At 68.2% G+C, this 21,232-nt stretch carries 18 protein-coding genes and 1 pseudogene; 10 read left to right on the forward strand and 9 right to left on the reverse strand.

The window, feature by feature from the left end; genetic code table 11:
• Positions 1-60: 60 nt before the first annotated feature.
• The gene (locus ACZ7L5_RS25470) at positions 61-750 is read right to left on the reverse strand and encodes a hypothetical protein (protein ID WP_471519034.1); all 690 of its coding nucleotides are present in this window, start codon (positions 748-750) and stop codon (positions 61-63) included.
• A 120-nt stretch (positions 751-870) separates the two neighbouring features.
• Between ACZ7L5_RS25470 and ACZ7L5_RS25475 the strand changes: the two genes are divergently transcribed.
• The 3 genes from ACZ7L5_RS25475 to ACZ7L5_RS25485 are packed head-to-tail and all read left to right on the forward strand — an operon-like array spanning position 871 to position 4,962.
• Positions 871-2,280 (forward strand): ParB N-terminal domain-containing protein, encoded by a 1,410-nt coding sequence (locus ACZ7L5_RS25475; RefSeq protein WP_471519036.1) that lies wholly within the window; start codon positions 871-873, stop codon positions 2,278-2,280.
• Positions 2,280-4,124, forward strand: coding sequence for a DEAD/DEAH box helicase (locus ACZ7L5_RS25480; protein WP_471519038.1), 1,845 nt, complete (start codon positions 2,280-2,282; stop codon positions 4,122-4,124). Before ACZ7L5_RS25475 ends, ACZ7L5_RS25480 begins: the two co-directional genes overlap by 1 nt.
• 28 nt (positions 4,125-4,152) lie before the next feature.
• Entirely contained in the window at positions 4,153-4,962 is an 810-nt protein-coding gene (locus ACZ7L5_RS25485) for a protein NO VEIN domain-containing protein (RefSeq protein WP_471519040.1), read from the forward strand.
• A 168-nt stretch (positions 4,963-5,130) separates the two neighbouring features.
• Here ACZ7L5_RS25485 and ACZ7L5_RS25490 read toward each other — a convergent pair.
• The 5 genes and pseudogenes from ACZ7L5_RS25490 to ACZ7L5_RS25510 all read right to left on the reverse strand — a co-directional run.
• A pseudogene (locus tag ACZ7L5_RS25490) lies at positions 5,131-5,692 on the reverse strand (helix-turn-helix domain-containing protein); the annotation flags it as partial.
• A 226-nt stretch (positions 5,693-5,918) separates the two neighbouring features.
• On the reverse strand, positions 5,919-7,925 hold the full coding sequence (locus ACZ7L5_RS25495) for a GmrSD restriction endonuclease domain-containing protein (RefSeq protein WP_471519042.1): 2,007 nt from the start codon (positions 7,923-7,925) through the stop codon (positions 5,919-5,921).
• A 215-nt stretch (positions 7,926-8,140) separates the two neighbouring features.
• Positions 8,141-8,608 (reverse strand): very short patch repair endonuclease, encoded by a 468-nt coding sequence (locus tag ACZ7L5_RS25500; RefSeq protein ID WP_471519044.1) that lies wholly within the window; start codon positions 8,606-8,608, stop codon positions 8,141-8,143.
• A 494-nt stretch (positions 8,609-9,102) separates the two neighbouring features.
• Positions 9,103-10,125, reverse strand: a complete 1,023-nt coding sequence (locus ACZ7L5_RS25505) for an SEC-C metal-binding domain-containing protein (RefSeq protein WP_471519046.1) — start codon at positions 10,123-10,125, stop codon at positions 9,103-9,105.
• Positions 10,126-10,249: 124 nt separating this feature from the next.
• On the reverse strand, positions 10,250-11,722 hold the full coding sequence (locus tag ACZ7L5_RS25510) for a glycoside hydrolase (RefSeq protein ID WP_471519048.1): 1,473 nt from the start codon (positions 11,720-11,722) through the stop codon (positions 10,250-10,252).
• A gap of 268 nt (positions 11,723-11,990) precedes the next feature.
• Here ACZ7L5_RS25510 and ACZ7L5_RS25515 point away from each other — a divergent pair, with 268 nt between their 5' ends.
• Complete coding sequence (locus tag ACZ7L5_RS25515; RefSeq protein ID WP_471519050.1) at positions 11,991-12,788, forward strand: class E sortase; 798 nt, start codon at positions 11,991-11,993, stop codon at positions 12,786-12,788.
• 11 nt (positions 12,789-12,799) lie between these two features.
• Here ACZ7L5_RS25515 and ACZ7L5_RS25520 read toward each other — a convergent pair whose 3' ends face one another.
• A complete protein-coding gene (locus ACZ7L5_RS25520) occupies positions 12,800-14,224 on the reverse strand; it encodes an MFS transporter (protein WP_471519052.1) in 1,425 nt (474 codons plus the stop codon).
• 69 nt (positions 14,225-14,293) lie between these two features.
• On the opposite strand from ACZ7L5_RS25520, the gene ACZ7L5_RS25525 reads away from it, so the two are divergent.
• The 4 genes from ACZ7L5_RS25525 to ACZ7L5_RS25540 all read left to right on the forward strand — a co-directional run bounded on the left by ACZ7L5_RS25525 (position 14,294) and on the right by ACZ7L5_RS25540 (position 17,032).
• Positions 14,294-14,824 carry a winged helix-turn-helix transcriptional regulator gene (locus ACZ7L5_RS25525; RefSeq protein WP_471519054.1) on the forward strand — a complete coding sequence of 177 codons (531 nt, stop codon included), beginning with the start codon at positions 14,294-14,296 and terminating at the stop codon, positions 14,822-14,824.
• Positions 14,825-14,896: 72 nt separating this feature from the next.
• A complete protein-coding gene (locus tag ACZ7L5_RS25530; RefSeq protein ID WP_328881403.1) occupies positions 14,897-15,208 on the forward strand; it encodes a DUF6412 domain-containing protein in 312 nt (103 codons plus the stop codon).
• A 117-nt stretch (positions 15,209-15,325) separates the two neighbouring features.
• A complete protein-coding gene (locus tag ACZ7L5_RS25535) occupies positions 15,326-16,039 on the forward strand; it encodes a YidC/Oxa1 family membrane protein insertase (RefSeq protein WP_471519056.1) in 714 nt (237 codons plus the stop codon).
• A gap of 135 nt (positions 16,040-16,174) precedes the next feature.
• On the forward strand, positions 16,175-17,032 hold the full coding sequence (locus ACZ7L5_RS25540; protein ID WP_471519058.1) for a fumarylacetoacetate hydrolase family protein: 858 nt from the start codon (positions 16,175-16,177) through the stop codon (positions 17,030-17,032).
• Between the two features lie 97 nt (positions 17,033-17,129).
• On the opposite strand, the gene ACZ7L5_RS25545 is transcribed toward ACZ7L5_RS25540, so the two are convergent.
• Together ACZ7L5_RS25545 and ACZ7L5_RS25550 are read right to left on the reverse strand one after the other, a co-directional pair.
• The gene (locus tag ACZ7L5_RS25545) at positions 17,130-17,645 is read right to left on the reverse strand and encodes a heme-degrading domain-containing protein (RefSeq protein ID WP_471519060.1); all 516 of its coding nucleotides are present in this window, start codon (positions 17,643-17,645) and stop codon (positions 17,130-17,132) included.
• Positions 17,645-18,718: a Gfo/Idh/MocA family protein gene (locus tag ACZ7L5_RS25550; RefSeq protein WP_471519062.1), complete on the reverse strand. Its 1,074-nt coding sequence runs from the start codon at positions 18,716-18,718 to the stop codon at positions 17,645-17,647. Before ACZ7L5_RS25550 ends, ACZ7L5_RS25545 begins: the two co-directional genes overlap by 1 nt.
• A 92-nt stretch (positions 18,719-18,810) precedes the next feature.
• Between ACZ7L5_RS25550 and ACZ7L5_RS25555 the strand changes: the two genes are divergently transcribed.
• Positions 18,811-20,166, forward strand: a complete 1,356-nt coding sequence (locus tag ACZ7L5_RS25555; protein ID WP_471519489.1) for an ROK family transcriptional regulator — start codon at positions 18,811-18,813, stop codon at positions 20,164-20,166.
• Between the two features lie 131 nt (positions 20,167-20,297).
• The gene (locus tag ACZ7L5_RS25560; protein ID WP_471519064.1) at positions 20,298-21,209 is read left to right on the forward strand and encodes a hypothetical protein; all 912 of its coding nucleotides are present in this window, start codon (positions 20,298-20,300) and stop codon (positions 21,207-21,209) included.
• The last annotated feature ends 23 nt before the right edge of the window (positions 21,210-21,232 follow it).

Genomic DNA, 21,232 nt, shown 5'->3' on the forward strand with positions numbered 1-21,232 from the left:
GGCACGCGAAACCTGCATGCCTCCTACGTTCCCACGCATCGGGGAGATGGGGGGAGATGGTCAGCCTTCCAGAGCTGACCGCACCTCATCTCGGGCGTCGGCGGGGAGGCGCCGGTAGGCGTTCCAAGCCCGGTCCAGTGGCGTGGAACCACGTCGTCCGCGCTCGATCCACCTCAGGAGCCGTAGCCTTTCACCCGAGTCAAGAGTGCGGATAGCAGCCACAGTTTCATCTGCTCGGGAGGGCTGGCCGTCACTTCCTGCGCGGCACCGCTTGCATTCTGTAACGAAGAGGGCTTTTTCCCGGCCGTCCGGCAGTACAGTCGCGCGTCGGGTCACGGAGAGCACGGCTGTCTGGTTCGAGTCGTCCAGGTAAGCTTCGCCGCCGGAGATGCCGCAAATGGTGCACATGTACTCATCCCGGGCCATGATCGCCTGCTTCTCCTTGCTGGAGATAGCCTTCTGCGGTGCCGCGGCACGGCGTTCCGCAGGGTCCCAGACGGGGACACCCGCCTTGGCGAAGCGCTGGTCCTCGGCCATCAGCGTCGCATCGTCGGAGTTCGTGAAGAGGACCCAGCCGTAGTCTCGGAGGTCTCGTATCCGCCGGTCAGCTTGCGAGATCCCAGGGAAAGCCTCGCGGACCTGCTCCTTGTTGAACGTGTTCCCCTCGCCGACCACTTGGACGAGCCATAGTGCTCCGCGAACCATGGTCCCGGCCTTGAGCTCCGGGTCGTTCCAGGCGGGCAGCGTCACCTCATGCTCCGTTCTCCAAGTGATCGAGATATTGATTGTGGGTCACGGGTACACCTGCTGTCAGCCGGTGCTGCCATGATGCTGGGACACACTGCGTCTGGTCCCTTGGAGGCTCTGGTTATGGCTGTGAAGTTCGGCGTTCCGCCCGAGGGCGAGAAGATTCGCTCGCTGGTGGACGAGCGGCTGAAGCAGGCTATGGCCGAGGACAGCGCTAAGGTCACTGTGGAGTGGCGCGGCGAGCAGAAGCATCTGCATGTGATCTCCATGCCAGTCGACATGCTCTACTTCAACCCTGACACCCACCGCATCCGGGCTCAGCGCTCCCTGAACCCGGAGCGCAATCGGGTCCTGGAGGAAGAGCCGTGGAGTGAGGCTGGTCAAACGTATCTGCATGACCTGCTACGTTGTCGGCCCTCCAACCCCAACCAGACCGACCCTGACTACATGACGCTCCAGGACGAGCTGGACGACGTGGGGCAACGGGAGCCAGGGATCATCAGTCCGGACGGCATCCTCGTTGACGGAAACACTCGCTGCGCAGCGCTGAGGGACCTGGGCATTAGGGATATCCGGGTCGGGGTGCTCCCTGCAGACACGTCACGTCGCGACATCAACAGCGTTGAACTCGCTCTGCAGTTGCGCCGCGACAAGCGGCGCGAGTACTCGTACATCAACCGTCTGATTGCGATCGAGGACGAGCTTGCAGATGGGCGCCGCGAAGAAGACGTGGCCCGAGACTTCAACATTAAGAGGACAACTCTCCAGCAGGACCGCTGGGTCTACCAGTTGATCAATGACGCGATTGACCGCAGCCGGACGACGAACGGCGCTGTCCTCCGACTTGTCGACTTCGAGGATCATCAGGAGAAGCTCCGAGAGCTGCACCGGGACTACACCAAGCTTGCTAAGACCGATCGCGACGCCGCCGAGCAGCTCAGAGAGTCGCGGCTGGCGATGGTGGTACTGAACTATGCAAAGACGACGGTGCGGCTCGCAGAAGCTGACTTCCACAGTCGCTATCTGGCCGCACGACTGCCCGATGAACTGCGGCCCGCAGCTCAAGAGTCCGCTGCCGTATCGATCCCCGGCCTGGCAGGCGTTGCGATTCCGGACGCCACGGCAGCGGTTAAGACCACCCGTGCCCTTACGGATGCCTTGCTCCAGGCGAAGGCGGCAGCACAGGCCGGCGACACACTGGGCGCCGCGGCCGTGACGCAGGCTGACGCACTCATCAAGTCGGCACGCAAGACCTTCGATACAGCCGTAAAATTGGCCGGAGCGAACGCAGAACTCCAGAAGCGCCAGGTAGCAGTTCCCGAGCGCCTGACGGATGCTGCTGACTACGTGAACCAGTGTGCCGCTGAGTTCGCCGAAGCCAGGGCGAAGCGTGCGTTGGACGAGGATGCCTTTGACGACGCTCTCCTCACTCTGAGGGCCAGCCTTGCCCGGCTTGCCAAGCAAGCTGGACGCACATTCAGTTCCCCGGGCAACGGGGTGGCCTGGCTGCTCGACGCGACGCGGGAGAACTGATGGCTGAGCAATCTCCTGCGCCAAGTCTGGAGATTGGTTTTGGCGATGGTGTGACCCGCGCACGGCTCCGGGCTGGTAGTGGTTACGAGGGCGAACTCCGCCGTCTTGCTCTTCGGTTCCAGAGCAGTGTCCAGCGTTCACCTGGGACCATGGAGGTCGACATTGACGACCTCCTGACGAACCTGGTGGCGCTTGCCACCTGGCCCGAACCTTCCAGCGTCTCCTGGAACCCTCAGCTAGCCGCACTAGCTACGGACTCCGCCGTCGACGCGCAGACCGTCGCCAAGCGGCTTGACCCCGGGGCCGCTTCGGATGGGGAAGTCGATCCCGATGAGGTCGAGAGCTTGCTCGGCCCTGATTGGGTAGCGGATCTCACAACTTTCCAGCGCCGGGACATCGCCAAGCTGCTGTCCTTGCGTCACGGAGCCAACTTCTCTGTTCCTGGCGCGGGTAAGACCCGCGTGGGACTGGCCGTTTTCCACTCGCTCCGGCGTGCTAAGCCCATTGAACGCCTTCTCATCGTCGGTCCGAAGTCTTGCTACGAATCCTGGATGTACGAGAACGGTCACTGCCTGAGCGAGCCCTTGCGCATGGACGTGTACTCCAAGGATGCTGATCCGGCTGCCGACGCGCTCATCGTCAACTATGAGCGATTGCGGCAAGACGGAGTCGTGAATGAACTCGGCCAATGGCTGGCCGCGCGACCGTCCATGCTCTTGCTTGACGAAGCTCACCGGATGAAGCGTGGAGCGGACGGAACAGATGGTGCCGCCTGCCTCGCACTTGGGCCGCGCAGCAGGCACCGTCTGATTCTCACTGGCACGCCGGCTCCTAACGGCGTCAAGGATCTGGAGAACCTGTTCGGCTTTGTCTGGCCAGGCCATGGGCGTCAGAAGGTGATCCAAGCCGTGGCCGGTGGAGACCTCGCCAAGGCAAGTCAAGTTCTGCGCCCTTTGTTCACTCGTACCACCAAGGGCGAGCTTGGGCTGCCCCCTGTGTCCACGAACTTGCGTACCGTTCCTATGCCGCCTCTCCATCAGGAGGTTTACGAGGCGCTTGTCGGCCGGTTCTCCGCTCGTGCTGCTGGCGCGGAGAATGACTTTCTGTCCCTCGGAAAGATCATTGTCTACATGCTGATGGCGGCAACCAGCCCGGCGCTGCTCGCTGTCGGTACCACGCGTTATGAACCGCTGTCGTACCGTGTGCCTCCTCTCTCCGTACCTGAGGGCGCACCGCTCTTCGACTTGATGCGGGATCTCCCGAGCTACGAGATGTCACCGAAGTACCGTGAGGTGCTCGCTATCATCAGCAAGAACGCAGCCCAAGGGCGTAAGACGCTCGTCTGGTCCACCTTTGTGCGGAGCCTTAACACCCTGGAACACATGCTCAGCGAGTTTTCGCCCGCCCTTGTTTATGGCGGCATGGGCGACGCTGATCGCGAGGAGGCGATCAAGCGGTTCCGGTGTGACCCCGACTGTATGGTCCTTTTGTCCAATCCGGGCACCCTCGGTGAGGGCATCAGCCTTCACCATCACTGTCATGACGCCGTATACGTGGACCGCGACTTCGCAGCCGGCCGCTTCCTGCAGAGTCTCGACCGCATCCACCGCCTCGGTCTGGCTTCCGACACGGAAACACGCATTACGGTACTGGCCTCAGAAGGCACGATCGACGAAATTGTCGATCAACGGCTCAGCGACAAGCTGAACTTCATGGGGCGCATCCTCGACGACTCTGCGGTTCAGCAGCTGGCCGACCTTGAGGAGGAGCCTGCCGTTGGCGGTGGCCTGGACTACCGAGACCTTCAGGCTCTGATGGGTCATCTCCGTGCCCGTGCCGCCTGAGCCAGTCTTGCGTGCGGCTGTCCGGTGGTTGGAGAGGCTGCCGGTCAGCGGCAACGCGCGCGTCCGTGCCCTGTTCACGTCGCATAGCGACTTTAGTGACATAACCCCGACTCAGTACGACGCGGCGTACGCGTGGATCCGGGAGGCCGGGCTCCTGGACGACTCCCATAGCGGCGTACCCGTGCCTTGCAGGGTCTTTGACGCGGCTATGGCGTATAGCGGAGCGGCCTGGTTCCAGGATGCAGACCTTCTCATTCGCAGGCCGGACGAACTCCCCGAGGACGCCCTACGCGCGGCGGAGACCTTGGGCCTCACCCATGAAGAGGCGTACGCGCAGGTAAATGCCGTGTGGGGTAAAGTCGACACTGAAAAGCGTTCCCAAATCGGCTCAGCCGGTGAACTTGCGCTGCTTGAGCTGCTTTCGGAATCAGCCCAAGGCCGAGTGGAACACGTTGCGGCTTGGTCCGACGGTTACGGCTACGACATCTTTGTCGACGCCTCTCGGCACTCAGCCCACTTGGAAGTGAAGACCACGGTCCGGGCGGGCCGACTCACCGTTTACATCTCTCGCAACGAGTACGAGACGATGCTGCGCGACCCAGCTTGGGAGCTTGTGACAGTCCGACTCACCCCAGAGCTGCAACTCGTGGCAGTGGCCGCCGTTCCGAAGGAGTGGATCGCGAATCACGTGCCCTCGGACCGCACAGCGCGGGGGCGATGGGAGTCGTGTCGACTTGATGTACCGCCAGACGTACCTGTACCGGGCATTCCAAGCGTCGCACCGATGCTCGCCGACTCTGCGCCCGAGCTGCTCAGGGGATCCTCTCTAGCTAGGTAGTTCCTAGCTGGCCACTGTAGCTAGAGGGGTGTCCCGTAAACGATCTTTACTCCAGGGGGAGGCAAGCAACGGCCGGGTCGGTCCTGGCCTATCCGGCAAGCGTGGGGTTGTGCATCGGTGCGATTCCGCTCATGACGGACACCGTCACCGCGAGGCGGCAGTCGCGAAGGAGTAGGCGTGGTTCCAGTAAGGGAGGTCTTCGTCCTTGCTGTAGAGGCGGTGCGGGATAACCAGACCGGTGCCGCGGTACCCGCCGTCGGGGATGCGGTTGCCCGGCAGTGGCCGTCAGACCAGGTCGACCTGGCGAGTGCCGGCGTCGATGACGACCTGGTGGACCGTCGAGTAGCGGTAGTTCTTGGACTGATCAGCGACCTGGTGATCGCGGGCGGGCGCCGGCGTGCCGTCCACGATCAGTACGTTCCTCGCGGATCGTCGGCGCGGCTGCAACGCCAGCTTCGACCCAAGATGGTCGGTCACTTGGTTGGCCGTCAAGGTCGACACCCCGAACAACGGGGCCAGTTGCCGCGAGTGAGGTCGGTCCGCCTGTACGCGGCTATCAGCGGAACCTGGTCCTCGAATGGCTGCTTCCACGGCCGACATTCCCGCTACGTCGATGCCCCTCGCGGCGCAGCTGGGTCACCAACTTGCCGAGCGCACGCGGGCTGAGGCCGGAGGACGGGGCTGTCCAAGACGACGCCGACGCCGTGGTCACACCAGCCTGCGCGGCCATGCTGCCCCGGACTGGAAGCGATCATCGACCAGCGGCAACACGATGGCAGCGATCCCGTCCTCCAACGGCGCATCGATGACGCCTGCCAGACGATCGCCGTCATGAGGTTCTGCCTGGACAAGGACGTCGACCTCATCTTCGGCTGACCGTCGAACCGCAGAGCCGTCCCGTCAGGGACGGCCAGCACTTACAGGACACCCCTTAGACACGATGTCGGTGGGCGAGCTCAGATCGCCTGTACGCCCGCGTCTGAGAGGAGGAACTCTTTTGGTTCCGAAGGCCAATGTTCATCGCTGGGCTCGGGGCACTCTTCCAACGGCTGGGCGTCCTCGAACGCGTCCTTGACCGCGATCCGCCACTGATCGAGCGAGCCGCGGATGGCGAACGGCCCGAGTCCGAAGGTCACGCTGCCTTCATCGTCGATGCGCAACGGAGCACTTTCGTCCCCCACGGCAACATCGCTCGCGAGCCCGGCGGCGGCAGCGTCGAGTGCTGCGTCGAAGTCCGTGGGCTCAATCCACCCCACCCAGCTTTGACCGTCGGCTTCCGCCGCTGCAGCTAGTACGCTTCGCCCAGCTCCGGTGTACCCGGTAAGCACAAGCGACTGCGATGCGGAACTAGCGGCTGCTGTGTCGTCCTCAGTCAAGAAACCAGGCCGGAATTGGTCGAGCAGCGCAGTGATCCGCGCCGCTAGCAGAGTCCTACGAGCAGCCAGGAAGTCTCGGTATCCGTCGGCCTCCAGAACAGCGGGGTCGTTGGGGATCGCATGGGCATTGCGGTCAATGGCCCCCACATCTTGCATGTAGGCAGCTGGAGAACGGCTATCGATGATGTTCTTCGCTGTCTGCTCTGAGACGAAGACGATGTTCGCGAGTTCGTTAATCTCGCTCGATGAGTATTTTCTGCTGTGACTACGCAGTTTCACGGCCGGGTGCGCAAGGCTGTACTGCGGTTTGCCGGACTTCTCGACACTCTCCGAGATCGGGCCGCCGTCCCACCAATCCGTCGCGCCAGCATGGGCCGCAGCCAGGTAGCAGAACATCAGGTAAGGGCTTTGGTGGTTGCGGCCAACCAGGTCACTCGCGGTCACGGATAGACCGTGATCGCGGAGCCCCAGGTTGGCGAGCAGTGCCGCTACAGGGTCCTCCGCATCAAGCATCCTAATGTCCTGAGTCAGCGTGGTGTCCGTGGAACCGCCGTATCGGTTGCGGGCGGTGGCAGCCAGGAACCAGTACAGGAGGCCGTTCTCCACTTCTTTGGCGATAATTGCGTCATGGGGCTGGCGCCCGTAGTAGAGGACCAGTGGATGGAGCGCAGCGAGTGACGGAACCAGGGCTGTAGTTGGGATGAGAAGTCTGTCCTCAAGGAGAGGTACGACACGCGAGAGCCCTCGACGGACCTTCTCCCACCCCTCTCCGACAATTTCTCTGCTGGCAGTTGTCAGCTTTGCCACGGACGCAAGTCGCTTACCTGTCGTCGACAGGCTCAATGTCAAGGCTTTAATAAGGAAGTTGACGTCGAGTGCTCCGTACCCATGCTCGGCCCAGTGGGCAGATTCCGATTCCAGCTGTCCCAGGAAACCTGGTGTACGTGCGGAAAGGGTCGCGAGCGCGAGGTCTGTGGTCTTTAGTGCCCGTCCGCCGCTGTTCACGCGGACGAAGATGTCGGCGACTTCCTCGTATTCAAACTCATGCAGCACTTCCATGTGGAAATCGCGCTGAGTGATTTTCTGCAGTGCGCTCAGTCGGCGCCCGATTTCAGCCTCGGAGACGGCGAGTCCAGCAGCCTTCAGCTCGCCGTGAATCGCGAACATGTCGGCATCGGGTCCAACGACGTCGTATACCTTGACCCACTTCCGGTTCCGCTGGGTAGCGGCACTCTGGTTTTGGAAGGCTTCTGTCTCGATGTTGAAGACGACCTGGGCGCCTGGGTGATCGGTTAGGACCCGGAAGAGTGAGGTGAGCCGTTGCTGGCCGTCCAGGAGATACAGAGGAATGACGGGCGGCAGGGCTTGAGGTGTACCGATCGCCGCTGTCCGGGTCTCGGCGAGTTGGCCCGTCTTCCAGAAGAGAAGTGAGCCAGCTGGGTATCCGCGGTACAGGGACTCGATGAGTCTGGCGACCTGAGATGCCTTCCACACGTATCCGCGCTGGATCTCGGGGAGCATGATCTCCCCTGCCGCGATCTGCGTGATGAGTGTCCGGACGTTGCGGTTTGTCCGCTCCACCGCCACATTGCCCCCCAGTGCTCCGTGCGGTGGCGGACGTTCACCCGCAGCCGCTGTGCCTTAGAGCGTGCCCAGCCAGACGGCCCCCCACAGAAGCCGACTTACGTCGCTGCGCCCGCTGGCAACAGCGTAGGGGAGGGCGAAAGGGCTCGTGGCCTGGACTATTACATCGCTGAGCTCACTTGGCTCAAGCCCACTGCTACCGACCGGAACGGGTCGCGTCAGAGCGATGGCCTGCCCTGTCGTGCCTTCCTGTCGGCGACCGCTTTGCAGACGGTGAGCGCGCAATCTTTCGCCGACTCGTGTTCCCAGAAACGGAGCACCAGCCACCCCGCATCCCTGAGCCGCTGATCAGTGTCCCGGTCGCGCTCCATGTTGCGCAGGACTTTCTCGGACCAGTAGCCAGGGTTCGTTTTCGGTGGGACGTAGTGATCGGGGCACCCGTGCCAGTAGCAGCCGTCGACGAAGACCGCCACCTTGGCCGGGCCGAACACCATGTCCGCTGTCCGGCGGAGGTCGCGTAGGGGGCGCGCGTCGACGCGGTACCGCAGCCCCTGGGCATGGACTAGCCGCCGGAGCAGTTTCTCAGGCTTTGTGTCACGGCTCCGGATCGCCTGCATGTTGCGACGACGGGCTGCGGACGAAGCCCAGGAACCTTCTGGAGCTACCCACGTGGGATCTTCGGACACACCGGAGAGGGTAGTCGGGCGCAGGGCGCATCTGCACTTCCGCGTGTGGGCCTTCGTCTGTCTAGTTGCTCGTGTTGAGTAGCGGTGTTGCTGTGGCTGCTGAGGGCCTTTCGGGACCAGCCGGAGTTGGCCGGTGCTGTCGGGCGGCCCGCTTCCTTGGCAGTGTCGTGCTTCCGCGGCCCGCGTCAAGGGCGCTTCACTCCGCTGCGCTGCGTTCCGCGTCGGCTGCGCCGATGGCCCTTCGGGCCACCCTTGACCCGGCCCGCTCCAGCACGGGGGAGAAGCGAGCGGGCGGCCCGGAGGGATGGGTGGCCCAGGTTGGTTGGGGGCTTGGTCGGCTTCGTGGCTGGGCAGGGTTGGTGGCGCGAATGCGTCTCGGGGCACGCCGGGTGGGCTCAGCGGCTTGCGGCCGGTGGGTGGGGCTTGTTAGGGGAGGAGTTTGTAGCCGGTTCGTCCGGTGGTCCCGGCTGCGCCCGGGCGCCGTCATCGCGGCGTCACGCCGGTGCCTGCACCCCGTGGCACTCCCCATAAACCCGCCCCGACCCACACCAGCAAACCGCCCCCCGCTGCGGCGGCCAAGCCACCGCTCGCCCCCGGGCCGCCAGCGTCGTCGCGTACTGCGGCAGCAAGGTCGTGTCCTCGGGGGACGAGAGCTCTGACGCGGCGAAGGCCTCGTACGACGGGACCGTGCCCGTCACGATGCCCAGGTTCGGGGTGCCGGAGGAGGACAGCTCTCGCAGGGAGCCCTCTATCGTCGCCAGGTGCTCCTCGTGGGAGGGGTACTCGGCCGACAGCGAGGGATACGCGGAGAGCAGCTCAGTCAGCTCGTCCGCCGTCCAGTGCAGGACCGCCACCGGGAACGGGCGGGACAACGCCTCCCGGTACGCGCCCAGCTCCGCCCGCAGCCGCGAGATCTCCGCCTCCAGCTCCGCCGGGTTGTCCGAGCCCAGGGACCAGACGCGCTTCGGGTCGTGGAGTTCGTCGAGGGAGATCGGCATCGAGTGGAGGGTGTCCGCGAAGATGTCCCAGTCGTCGTGGGCCACGCCCAGCATGCGGCGTACGCGATGGCGGCCGAAGAGGAGGGGATGCGCGGAGTACGGGGGCTCCGCCACGTCCGTCAGGAGGAGCTGTACGCCCTCCGTGAAGGCCTCCTGAGCCTGTTCCAACTCGTCGTGGGACTCCAGGGCCTCGGCGACGATCACCCACGCTGCCGGGTCCCGGGGGGAGGACGAGCGGACGCCCTCGATGATCGCGCGGGCCTCTGCCTCGTGGCCGTACTCCCACAGGTTCGATGCCTTCAGGGCTCGTACCAGGTGAGGGTTGTCCAGGGGGGGCGACGACGACAGCAGGCGGTCGTAGAGCGCGGTCGCGGCGGGGCGGTCGCCGGACAGTTCCAGGTGGGCCGCGGCCTGGAGGAGCAGGGCCTCGGCGTCCTCGGGGTAGAGGCCGGCGGTTCGCTCCAGGCGTGCCGCCTCGGCGGTGTGGTCGACGTTTTCGGCAGGCGTGTCGGGGCGCATGGGGGACACCGTACTGCCCGTGGATGGCCGAACGGAGGGGAGAGGGGGAAGTAGGGGGCAGATATTGCCTGGTCCAGGCCGTTCCTGGGTGTAACCCCTAGATCGCCCCCCTCAGATCACCCCCTCAGATCACCACCCCGTCGACCTGCAATGTCTGCACCGCCTTCGCCGCGAACGGCACCGCCACCGACTTTCCGCTCAGGTACGTGTTCGCGTACGCCCGGTACTGGTCCCCGCCCGTCGTCACCGTGTTCCAGCGCGGGACCAGGCCGCCCGAGCCGCCGCTCACCGTCGTGAAGCGGGACAGGTCGAAGGTCAGCGTCTGGGCCGACGTCGACGTGTTCACCGCCACGATCACCAGGCGGCGCGCCGACGCGTCGTAGGCCGCCGCCGCGTAGCTCACGCCCGTGTCGAGGATCCGCATGCCGGGGCGGATGTGGCGGCTGAACTGGGCCATTACGTAGTACTTGGTCTGGATTGTGGTGGGTTGGAGGGTGTTCGCGTCGTACGCGATCATCGCCCAGCCCGTCGACGGGTCCATGACCTGCCAGTAGCACCATGCGGTCGGGTGCAGCCAGCGGAAGTCGTAGCAGAGGTTGGAGGCCAGGGTGAGGCCGGTGCCGTCGCTGTCGCCCGTCTCCGAGTTCCAGAGTTTCTTGCCGGACGTCGTCACCACGTCCGTGTAGAGGAGGTCCCTACGGCCGCCGGAGCCCTGGTAGCCGTGCACGTTGACCTGCGAGACCAGGGCCTTCGTCGACGTGCCGAAGGACCCCCACGTCGAGCGGGCCGTGTCGTAGTTCGTCTCGTCCGAGGCCGCGATGCGGATGCCCGTCAGGCCCCGGCTGTCCAACTCGCTGCGCATGTACGGGAGTACGGCCGCCTGGACCGCCGGGTCGAGGTGGCAGCCCTCTTGGGTACCGGTCGCCGTCCACCAGCTCGACGCCGGCTCGTTGAACGGGTCGACCGTCGCGAAGTTCACGCCCCAGTTGTTCCTGGCGTACAGGGCCGTCGCCGCCAGGTGAGAGGCGTGCTGGCGGTAGTTCCAGGTCTGGAGGTTGTTGCCGCCGCCCGCCGCGCCGGAGGGGTTGTGGTTGGAACACATCCACCACATGGGGGAGTTGGCGAAGAGTTCCGTGGTCGCGCCGCGAGCCGTCGCCTTCACCAGCATCGCGCGCTGGTTCGCGTCCGCGCTCCAGTTCCAGGCCGAGGAGGTGGGGTCCTCGTTGTTCCAGTCCTGCCAGAAGCCCTCGATCTGCTTGAAGCCGGGGATGTTCGGCGACTCGACCATCGTCTCGCCGTTCACGCTGTTCCAGCTGCACGCGCCGAGGTTGTAGCGGGCGATGTTGAGGCCGAGGCCGGGGAGGGTCGTGCCGTTGTACGTCACCGAGTCGGTGGTGAAGAACAGGTCGGCGAAGTCGTTGCGGTTGCCGAAGACGTTCGCCCACCAGGCAAGGGACGTGCCCCAGCCCTCCCAGGTGCCGTACGAGGTGCCGGGGTTGACGGCGATGGTGGCGTCCGCGTGGGCGGTGCCCGTCGCCAGGGCGCTGCCGAGGAGTGCGCCGCCCGATGCCGCCAGCAGAGTTCTACGTCGGATCATGACTTCTCCGCTTCGCTCAACGGCCGGTGTCGGCGCTGTCGTCGTCGATCGTCGTCGAACCGGCTCCGTGGCTTGTCCCGTTCGTGCCGTCAGGAAGCATCGGGTGTGGCGTGTGAGGTTGTCGAGGGTTTTGACAGCCCTTTCGCAAACCTGTGTAGGAAGTGTTCGGGGTGTCGGACACGCATGGGTCTGGAGACCTCGCGCGGCGGCGCCTATCGTGCGGGCGGCCCGGCGAATGATGCTTGAACAGGCCCGAGGAGGCTCACGGATGGTGCGGGTTCGCGTCGTGCAGCACAGCGGGCTTCGGCGGCGGGCCCTGCGGCGCCGTGTGCTGTGGGGTGGCGGGGAGGTGCTCGTCACCGTCGGGGTGGTGCTTCTGCTGCTGGTCGTTCACCAGGTGTGGTGGACCAACCGGGAGGCGAGGGAGGGCGCCGGGCGTGAGGTCCGTGCCCTGGAGCGGGCCTGGGACGGAGCGGGCGGCGACTCCCGTACGGCCGTATCGGCGCCTTCGGCCACGGCCGAACCCGCGCCCGCGGACGCCTCCGCGCACCCCGGGGTGTCCGAGCCGGCCCCCGGCACCCGGCGCCGGTCCGCGGCCCCGCCCGCCCCCGACTGGTCCCAGGCCTACGCCATCCTCAGCATCCCGCGCCTGGGCCTGCGCGTGCCCGTCGCCGAGGGCGTCAGCAAGGCCGGAGTCCTCAACAAGGGGTACGTCGGGCACTACCCGGGCACCCAACAGCCCGGCCAGGCCGGGAACTTCGCCGTCGCCGGGCACCGCAACACCCACGGTGAGCCCTTCCGGTACATCAACCGGCTCGCGCCCGAGGACATCGTGCGGGTCGAGACGCGGAGCGCGACGTACACGTACGCCGTCGACCGGACCCTGCCGCAGACCGCCGCCCATGACGGCGGTGTCATCGGGCCCGTTCCGCGCTCCGGCGTCAAGCCGGGCTACGGGTACGAGGACCCGGGGTACTACCTCACGCTCACCACCTGCACGCCCGAGTACACCTCGAAGTACCGCCTGGTGGTGTGGGGCAAGCTCGTCTCGATGCGCCCGCGCTGAAGCCGCAGCCCTCAGGCTGCTGCCCCCCGCTCCCGCAGCACTCCCACACTCACCGCCGCCACCAGCGCCAGCCCCGCCGACACCACCATCGCGATGTCCGCGCCCCGTGCCAGGCCGCCGCCGGCGGACGTGGCGAGGGCGATGGTCAGGGCCACTCCGGCGCAGGAGCCGATGTAGCGGAAGGTCTGCTGGGCGCCCGAACCCATCGCGGCGCGCTGGGCCGGTACGGACTCCACCGCGAGCAGTGGCAGCGCGGCGTTCAGCAGGCCGCTGCCGATGCCGGCCAGCAGCAGGCCGGGCAGCAGCCGGAGCCAGGAACCCGCGTCCAGCGCGCCCAGCATCGCCAGGGCACCGCCCGCGTGGAGGGTGAAGCCGATCGCCAGCTGCCACCGCGGTGACACCCGGCCGGACAGTCTGCGGGCCTGGAGGGCGACCGTGAAGGACAGGCCGGACCAGAGGAGGAACAGCCAGGCCGTGTCCATCGCGGACAGTCCGAGCGTCTGCTGGAGCAGTGCCGGCAGGAAGCTGAACAGGCCGATCACCGCGAGCCCCGTGAACAGGCCGCCGGCGGAGGAGGCGAGGAAGCGGGAGCGGCGCAGCAGGGACAGGTCGATCATCGGGGTCGCCGTGCGGCGCTCCACCGCGACGAAGAGACCGAGCAGGGCCACGCTCGCCAGGAGCAGCAGGCCCACGGGTGCCCGCAGCCAGCCGTCCCGGCCCAGGGTGAGCGCCGCCACCAGCGCGACCAGGGCCAGTCCGAAGGTGACGGCTCCGGCGAGGTCGGGCCGGCCGCCGCGCGGGGCGCGGGACTCGGTCAGGGCCCGCGTGGACAGGGCCGCCACGATCAGCGCGGCGGCGCCCAGGACGCCGTACCCGAGCCGCCAGTTCGGTATCGCGCCGGTGACGACCGGGCCGAGCGCGATGCCGCCGCTCACGAAGGCGCCCCAGACGCCGGTCGCGTGCAGGCGGCCGCGCGCGGTCGGGAAGGCGTGGACGATCAGGCCGAGACTGCTGGCGAGGAGCGCCGCGCTCGCCGCGCCCTGGGCGACCCGGGCCAGCGTGAAGAGCCAGGTGGTGGTCGTCAGGGCACCCAGGGCCGTGGTGATGCCCAGGGCGAAGGTGCCCGCGACGAAGATCCGGCGGCGGCCGTAGTCGTCGGCGAGGCTGCCGGCCACCAGCAGGAGGGCGGCGAGGCCGAGCGGGGTGCCGTTCAGGAGCCAGGCCTGGGCGGAGAGCGGGGTGTGCAGGGCGGCGGCGGTCTGCGGGAGCGTGACCATCGGCGCGGTGTACGTCATCAGGGCCACGACGGTGGCGGCGCTGGTGAGGGCGAGGGTGGCACGCGGGTTCGCGGGCTGCTGCGCGGTGGGAGCGGGGGAGGGCGCGGCCTGTGTCTCGGGCGCCGCCGCAGTGAGAGTTCGTTCATTGAACTGTGGCATGCAAACCACCGTAACATCGTAGGTTCGTTCATTGAACCAAGAAGGTGGAAAGGCGTTACAGTGGGCGCCATGGCACTGGGCAAGGACTACGCGACACAGGAGTGCTCGATCGCCCGGGCACTGGAGATCGTCGGTGAACGCTGGACGCTGCTCGTCGTCCGCGACGCCCTCTACGGTGTCCGGCGCTACAACGACTTCCTCGTCCACCTGGGCATCCCGCGCGCCGTCCTCGCGGCCCGCCTCCAGGCCCTCACCGCCGAGGGCATCCTCGACAAGCGCCGGTACCAGCAGTCGCCGCCGCGCGACGAGTACGTCCTCACCGACCGCGGCATCGCGCTGTGGCCCACCCTGCGCTCGCTCGGTCTGTGGGGCCGCGAGCACTTCGGCGAGGAGAAGCTGCGCGTCTTCCGGCACGCCGGCTGCGGAACGGAACTCGGTCCGTACGGCGAATGCCCCGCCTGCGGAACCGTCGTGCCCGTCCCGGACGTCGAGATGGTGCCGGGACCGGCACTCGACCCGGACCCGGCGGATCCGATCAGCCGGGCGCTGCTCAGGCCCAAGCGCCTGCTCCAGCCCATCGAGGCCGAACCGGCGGCGTGACGGGTCCTGCGCATCCTGTATAAACGAACATCAGGACGAGTCGATGTGCGCCGTACGAGGGGAGGGCCGCCGATGATCCGCAGTTGGACGCGTCTGCGTCCCGCCGCCGCGCTGGTGCTGCTCTTCCTTGAGATCGCGCTGCTCGACACCGGCAGCCTCTCCGCGACCGTCGCGCTGGCCGCGACCGCCGCCGCCGGTTCCGCGTTCGCCGTCTGCTCGCTCCTCGCCTCGCGCGCCGCGCCCGCGGTGCCGCCCACGCGCGTGCGTACGGCCATCCGCGACCGGGCCCGCCGTACGGCATTCCTGCCACAACGCGACCCCGACGCCTCGGGCCGGCCCCGGCCCAGGGCGCCGGGACACGCCCTCCCGGCGACCGTCGCGTAGGGCACGCACCTCCAGCACCTCCCACGTGTGACCCCGCGCGGGTCGTCATGCCGCCATGCCGAATTCCGGCACTTCTCTCATCGCACCGGCACGACGAGACCCTCGGAGGGCTCACCCATGTCCGTTTTCGCCGACCTTGTTCAGCAACTCGCCGACCTGCTCCAGCCGCTGTTCGGCGCCACCGCGGCCGCCGCCGCGATCGTCCTGTTCACCGCGCTCGTACGGCTGCTCGTGCATCCTCTGTCCCGGGCCTCCGCACGCGGTCAGAAGGCGCGGGCCGAACTGCAGCCGAAGATCGCCGAGCTGCGCAAGAAGCACGCGAAGAACCCCGAGCGGCTCCAGCGGGCCGTGCTGGAGCTGCACACCGAGGAGAAGGTGTCGCCGCTGTCGGGGTGCCTGCCCAGCCTGTTCCAGCTGCCGGCCTTCTTCCTCCTGTACCACCTGTTCTCGAACACGACGATCGGCGGGAAGGCGAACGAGCTGCTGTCGCACCAGCTGTTCGCCGCACCCCTCGGGGACCGGTGGGCGGACGCGCTCGGCGACGGCGGTGCGTTCGGGGGCGCCGGGCTCGTGTATGTCGGGCTGTTCGTGGTCGTCGCCTGCGTCGCCGCGTTCAACTACGGCCGTACGAAGCGGATGATGGCCGCGAATCCGGCGGTGCCGGTGGTCGACGGGGAGCCGGTGCCGGGGATGGGGGCCATGAGCAAGGTCATGCCGTTCATGTCCTTCTTCACGCTCTTCACCGTGGCGGTGGTGCCGCTGGCGGCCGCGCTGTACGTCGTGACCAGTACGACGTGGAGCGCGGTGGAGCGGGCTGTGCTCTATCGCTGAACACCGGGGATCCCTCGCCTGCGGTCCAGTACGTGAACCGGGTATTGCGGACTGGCCGTAGACCTTGGAGGATCGACCAGTCCTCCGATGGCTGCACCCGTCGGCGGGCGCCCGCGATCGAGGGAGATTGTGATCATGAAGCTGCTGCGAGTCGGTACGGCGGGAGCGGAGCGGCCCGCGCTGCTCGACGCCGAGGGGACCCTGCGGGACCTGTCGGGCGTCGTGCCGGACATCGACGGACCGCTGCTCGCCGACGACGCCGCGCTCGGCCGGATCCGCGCCGCGGCGGACGCCGGTGAGCTGCCCGAGCTGGACGCGGCCGGGCTGCGGGTCGGGCCGCCGCTGGGGCGCATCGGCAAGGTCGTGTGCATCGGGCTGAACTACCACGACCACGCCCGCGAGACCGGCGCCGAGCCGCCCGCCGAGCCGGTCATCTTCTTCAAGGCCGCGGACACGGTCGTCGGACCGAACGACACGGTGCTGGTCCCTCGCCGGTCGACGAAGACCGACTGGGAGGTCGAGCTCGCGGTCGTCATCGGACGTACGGCCCGGTATCTGGAGTCGGCCGAGGAGGCGCTCGCGCATGTCGCCGGGTACGCCGTGGCGCACGACGTGTCCGAGCGTGAGTTCCAGATCGAGCGGGGCGGGACCTGGGACAAGGGCAAGAACTGCGAGACGTTCAACCCGCTGGGGCCCTGGCTGGTGACCGCGGACGAGGTGCCGGACCCGCAGAACCTCGCCCTGAAGCTGTGGGTCAACGGCGAGCTGAAGCAGGACGGCACCACGGCCGAGCAGATCTTTCCGGTCGCCGAAGTCGTCCGGTACGTCAGCCAGTTCATGACCCTGTACCCCGGGGACGTCATCAACACGGGGACGCCGGCGGGGGTTGCCATGGGGCAGCCCGAGCCCAAGCCGTATCTGCGGGCCGGGGACGTGGTGGAGCTGGAGATCGAGGGGCTCGGTCGCCAGCGGCAAGAGTTCAAGGATGCCTGAGGGGCGGGGGGCTGCGCTTGTTCGGCGACTGCGGATGGTTCGTGGTTGCTCGCGCAGTTCCCCGCGCCCCTAAAACACAACAGCAGGGGCGTTGCCCCTACTGCTTGTCCAGGAAGTGCTCCAGCGCCTCCACCACCATCCGGTGGTCCTCCAGCTGGGGCAGACCGCTCACCGTCACTGATCCGATGACGCCCGCACCCTCGACGTTGATGGGGAACGAGCCGCCGTGGGCCGCGTAGGTCTCGGGATCCAGGCGGGAGGAGTCCTCGAAGGTCGTGCCCTTGGCGCGGAAGCGGGCGCCGACGACGTAGGAGGACGTGCCGTAACGCTCCACCACCCGGCGTTTGCGGGCGATCCAGGCGTCGTTGTCGGGGGTGGAGCCCGGCAGAGCCGCGTGGAAGAGCTGCTGGCCGGCCCGGTGGATGTCGACGGCGACCGGGGCCTGGCGCTCGCGGGCCATCTCGACCAGCAGCGAGCCCAGGGCCCAGGCGTCCTCATACGTGAACCGGCGGAAGACCAGGCGGCGTTCCTGGGCCTCCAGCTCCTCCAGGGACGGGGTGATCTCGGGGTGGAACTTGGGGGTGATCTCCGGGTTGTGCGTCTTGCTGGTCATCACAGCTTCACCACCACTGCGTCGCGTGCCGAACGGGCCGCCGCTTCCAGTACGTCGAGGGCGGATGCCGCCTCCAGGGCCGTCACCGGGTTGGGGCCGCCGTCCAGCAGGGCCATTGCCACGGCCGCATAGTAGGCGGGGTAGTCGCCGGGGAGGGTGGGTTCGGCGCGGCCGCCGCCGGTCAGCGGGGATTCGCCGGAACCGACCCGGCCCCACAGCGACTCGGGTTCCGTGCCCCAGTCCGCCGTCGTGTCCGGGCGCCGGCCCTCTCGCAGCGCCGCCTCCTGCGGGTCCAGGCCGTACTTGACGTAGCCCGCCTTGGAGCCCAGCACCCGGAAACGCGGGCCCAGTTGGGCGGTCGTCGCGGAGGCGTACAGGTGGGAGCGGACGCCGTTCGCGTGGGTGAGCGCGATGAACGTGTCGTCGTCCGTCTCCGCGCCGGTGCGCCGGACGACCGCCTCGGCGTACACCTGTGTGACGGGGCCGAAGAGCACCAGTGCCTGGTCGACGACATGGCTGCCGAGGTCGTACAGCAGACCTCCGATCTCTGCCGGGTCGCCGGACTCCCGCCAGCCGCCCTTGGTCTGCGGACGCCAGCGTTCGAAGCGGGACTCGAAGCGCCATACGTCGCCCAGCTCGCCCTCGGCCAGGAGCCGGCGCAGCGTCAGGAAGTCGTTGTCCCAGCGGCGGTTCTGGAAGACCGACAGGAGCAGGCCGCGCTGCTCGGCCAGCGCCGCCAGCTCGCGTGCCTCGGCCGCGGTGCCGGCGATCGGCTTGTCGACGACGACCGGGAGGCCCGCCTTCAGGGCGGCGGTCGCGAGCGGGACGTGCGTCTTGTTGGGGGACGCGATGACGACCAGGTCGAGGTCGTCGGCGCGGGCGAGCAGCTCGTCGGGCGTGGCGGCGACGCGTACGTCCGGGTGCTCGGTGCGGGCCTGCTTCTGCCGCTCGGGGTTCGACGTGACCACCGTGTCCAGGGCGAGCCCCTCGGTGGTGGCGATCAGCGGGGCGTGGAAGACGGAGCCTGCGAGGCCGTAGCCGACCAGGCCGACGCGGAGGGGAGTAGCACTCATGGATCCCACTTTCGCAACGCTGTTGCCAAAGTGCAAGCGCCGGGGACAATGGGTGCGTGAAGCGTGGTGTGGACAGTGGCCCGGACGGTGGCGTGAACAGGTCGAAGAGTGGTGCCGGTGACGGTGCGGGTGCGGGTGCGGGTGCTGGTGGCGGGGGCGGACTCGGTGGCGTGAACCTGGGCGCCCTGCGCAGTCACAACACCGCGCTCGTGCTCGACCTGCTGCGTACGGCCGGTGCCGAGGGCATCAGCCGGCTCGAACTCGCCGAGCGCACCGGCCTCACCCCGCAGGCGGTCAGTAAGATCACCGCCCGGTTGCGGGAGGACGGGCTCGCGGCGGAGGCGGGGCGCCGGGCGTCGACGGGAGGCAAGCCGCGCACGGTGCTGCGGCTGGTACCCGAGGCCGGGCATGCGGTCGGCGTCCATCTGGACCGGGACGAGCTGACGGCCGTGCTCTGCGATCTGACGGGCGCAGTGGTCGCCCAGCGCCGGACCCCGCTGGACCTGGGGGCCGGCGCGGAGACGGTCGTCGAGCGGGCCGTACGGGAGGTGGGGGAGCTGGTGGCCGGGGGCGGTCGGCCGGGTGCCGTACTCGGCGTCGGCGTGGCGCTGCCAGGGCCCCTCGACCACCGGCGCGGTGTGCTGCACCGGGTCACCGGGTTCCCGGAATGGAACGGCTTCCCACTGCGGGACGTACTCGCCCGTCGCCTCTCGCTGCCGGTCGTGGTCGACAAGGACACCAATGCGGCGGCGCTTGGGCTGGCGGTGGGGGGCGCGTTCGGGGGTGCGTTCGGGGGAGGGATGGCGTCCGGCGCCGCCGCGCCCACCAATGCCGGGTCCGGTACGAGTGCCTCCGGTACGAGTGCCTCCGGTACGAGCGCTTCAGGGGCCACAGCGCCCGTCACTGCCGCGCCCGTTACCTCCGCCTCAGGCGCCACCGCGTCCATCACCCCCGCCACCGGCACCACCCCACCCATCCCTTCCGCCGCCTCCTTCGCCTACCTCCACTTCGGTGCGGGCATCGGCGGCGGCCTCGTCATCGGGGGAGCGGTGCACCGGGGGACCCGCACCGGAGCGGGGGAGTTCGGGCATCAGGTCGTTCAGCTGGACGGCCCGCCCTGTGGGTGCGGGAATCGCGGCTGTGTCGAGGCGTTGTGCCTGGTCGCCGTGGCGCGCGGTGACCTGGCCGAGGCGGCCCGGGTGCTCGGCACCGCCGCGGGCAACCTGGTCGCGCTGCTCGACGTGGACCTCGTGCTGCTGGGCGGCCGTACGGTCGCGGCCGCCCCGGAGACCTTCGTACGCGGGGTCGCCGCCGTCCTCGACGAGCGTGCCCGGCGCGCGGGCGAGGACGCCGTGCCGGTGCGGGTCGCCGCCGGCGGGGAGCGCGGGGTCGCCGAGGGGGCGGCGCAGTTGCTGCTGGCGCCGTTGTTCGGGCGGGCCGAGGGGTGAGTCGGCGGCGGTGAGGCGAGTGGCCGTGCCCTCGGTCCCCACGACGGGCGTCCGCTGATCGAGCGGACTTGCGAAGCCGTACGGAATGGCACCGCCGGGAACCGGTCCCGACCCGGCATGGTCATGTGTTCATGCGACTGCACTCACCCGCCTCCCTCTGCCTCGCAGCAGCCGCCCTCCTCGCCGTGGCGCCTCCGGTGCGCGCGGAGCCCCCGGCCGAGCTGCCCAGCTGTGCCACCGACGACCGGGCCTTCCCCCTCACGACCCGCCTCCACGGGGGACCCGACACCTACGTGGCCGGCGGCGGATTCGGCACCTGGTACCTGGACCTCACCAACAAGACCGGCCGGACCTGTACCGGCATCCACCCCGTCGTCGTCCTCATCGACGCCGAGCGAGCCCTCAAGCCGTCCCAGCCCCGCCTGGAGTTCTACGGCAGCCCGAGCGGCAGCACGGACGGCGGTCCGAGCAGCAGTCCGAAGGGTGGTGCGGACGACTCCGCGGACAGTGCCCGCCCCCACCCCGTCCGCTTCGAGACCACCGACGAGGACGAACTCGTCGGCGCCTTCGGCGGGTCCGGCGACTCCGGCGACTTCCCCGGCTTCACCGTCGGCCCCCGCAAGACCGTCACAGTGAAGGTCCGGCTCGCCGTCACCTCGGACGCCGTACCGAACAAGGTCACCGCCAACGCGGCCGTCGTGCAGCGTCACGAGGGCGACGGCGACTGGGTCGGCCAGTCCAACGACTACCGCTTCACCATCGACGCCGACCCGGCCGACCCGGCCCGCCCGACCGGTAAGGGCGAGGCGGCCGACACGACCTCCCCGCCCGGCCGTGACTCCTCGGATTCCTCGGCCTCCCCTGCCGCCTCCGCCGCCGCGAACCCCTCGGCGACCCCCGGCGCCGACAACCCCCGCGGCCATCTCACCCTCGCCGACGAACTGGCCCGCACCGGACTCACACCCCCCGGCGCCACGTTCGCCACCACCGCGGCCCTCGTCCTGGCCGGCATCACGCTGCTGGTCGCGCGGAGGCGCCGCTGAGGGTGCCCGCTCCGTCTGCGACG

It is taken from the genome of Streptomyces sp. NPDC107528, assembly GCF_055639295.1.

Excerpts from the sequence above, each read along its gene's own strand:
- ACZ7L5_RS25475 (WP_471519036.1), top strand. The coding sequence starts at position 871 with ATGGCTGTGAAGTTCGGCGTTCCGCCCGAGGGCGAGAAGATTCGCTCG.
- ACZ7L5_RS25480 (WP_471519038.1), top strand. The coding sequence starts at position 2,280 with ATGGCTGAGCAATCTCCTGCGCCAAGTCTGGAGATTGGTTTTGGCGAT.
- ACZ7L5_RS25505 (WP_471519046.1), bottom strand. The coding sequence starts at position 10,125 with ATGCGCCCCGACACGCCTGCCGAAAACGTCGACCACACCGCCGAGGCG.
- ACZ7L5_RS25510 (WP_471519048.1), bottom strand. The coding sequence starts at position 11,722 with ATGATCCGACGTAGAACTCTGCTGGCGGCATCGGGCGGCGCACTCCTC.
- ACZ7L5_RS25515 (WP_471519050.1), top strand. The coding sequence starts at position 11,991 with ATGGTGCGGGTTCGCGTCGTGCAGCACAGCGGGCTTCGGCGGCGGGCC.
- ACZ7L5_RS25520 (WP_471519052.1), bottom strand. The coding sequence starts at position 14,224 with ATGCCACAGTTCAATGAACGAACTCTCACTGCGGCGGCGCCCGAGACA.
- ACZ7L5_RS25525 (WP_471519054.1), top strand. The coding sequence starts at position 14,294 with ATGGCACTGGGCAAGGACTACGCGACACAGGAGTGCTCGATCGCCCGG.
- ACZ7L5_RS25530 (WP_328881403.1), top strand. The coding sequence starts at position 14,897 with ATGATCCGCAGTTGGACGCGTCTGCGTCCCGCCGCCGCGCTGGTGCTG.
- ACZ7L5_RS25535 (WP_471519056.1), top strand. The coding sequence starts at position 15,326 with ATGTCCGTTTTCGCCGACCTTGTTCAGCAACTCGCCGACCTGCTCCAG.
- ACZ7L5_RS25540 (WP_471519058.1), top strand. The coding sequence starts at position 16,175 with ATGAAGCTGCTGCGAGTCGGTACGGCGGGAGCGGAGCGGCCCGCGCTG.
- ACZ7L5_RS25545 (WP_471519060.1), bottom strand. The coding sequence starts at position 17,645 with ATGACCAGCAAGACGCACAACCCGGAGATCACCCCCAAGTTCCACCCC.
- ACZ7L5_RS25550 (WP_471519062.1), bottom strand. The coding sequence starts at position 18,718 with ATGAGTGCTACTCCCCTCCGCGTCGGCCTGGTCGGCTACGGCCTCGCA.
- ACZ7L5_RS25560 (WP_471519064.1), top strand. The coding sequence starts at position 20,298 with ATGCGACTGCACTCACCCGCCTCCCTCTGCCTCGCAGCAGCCGCCCTC.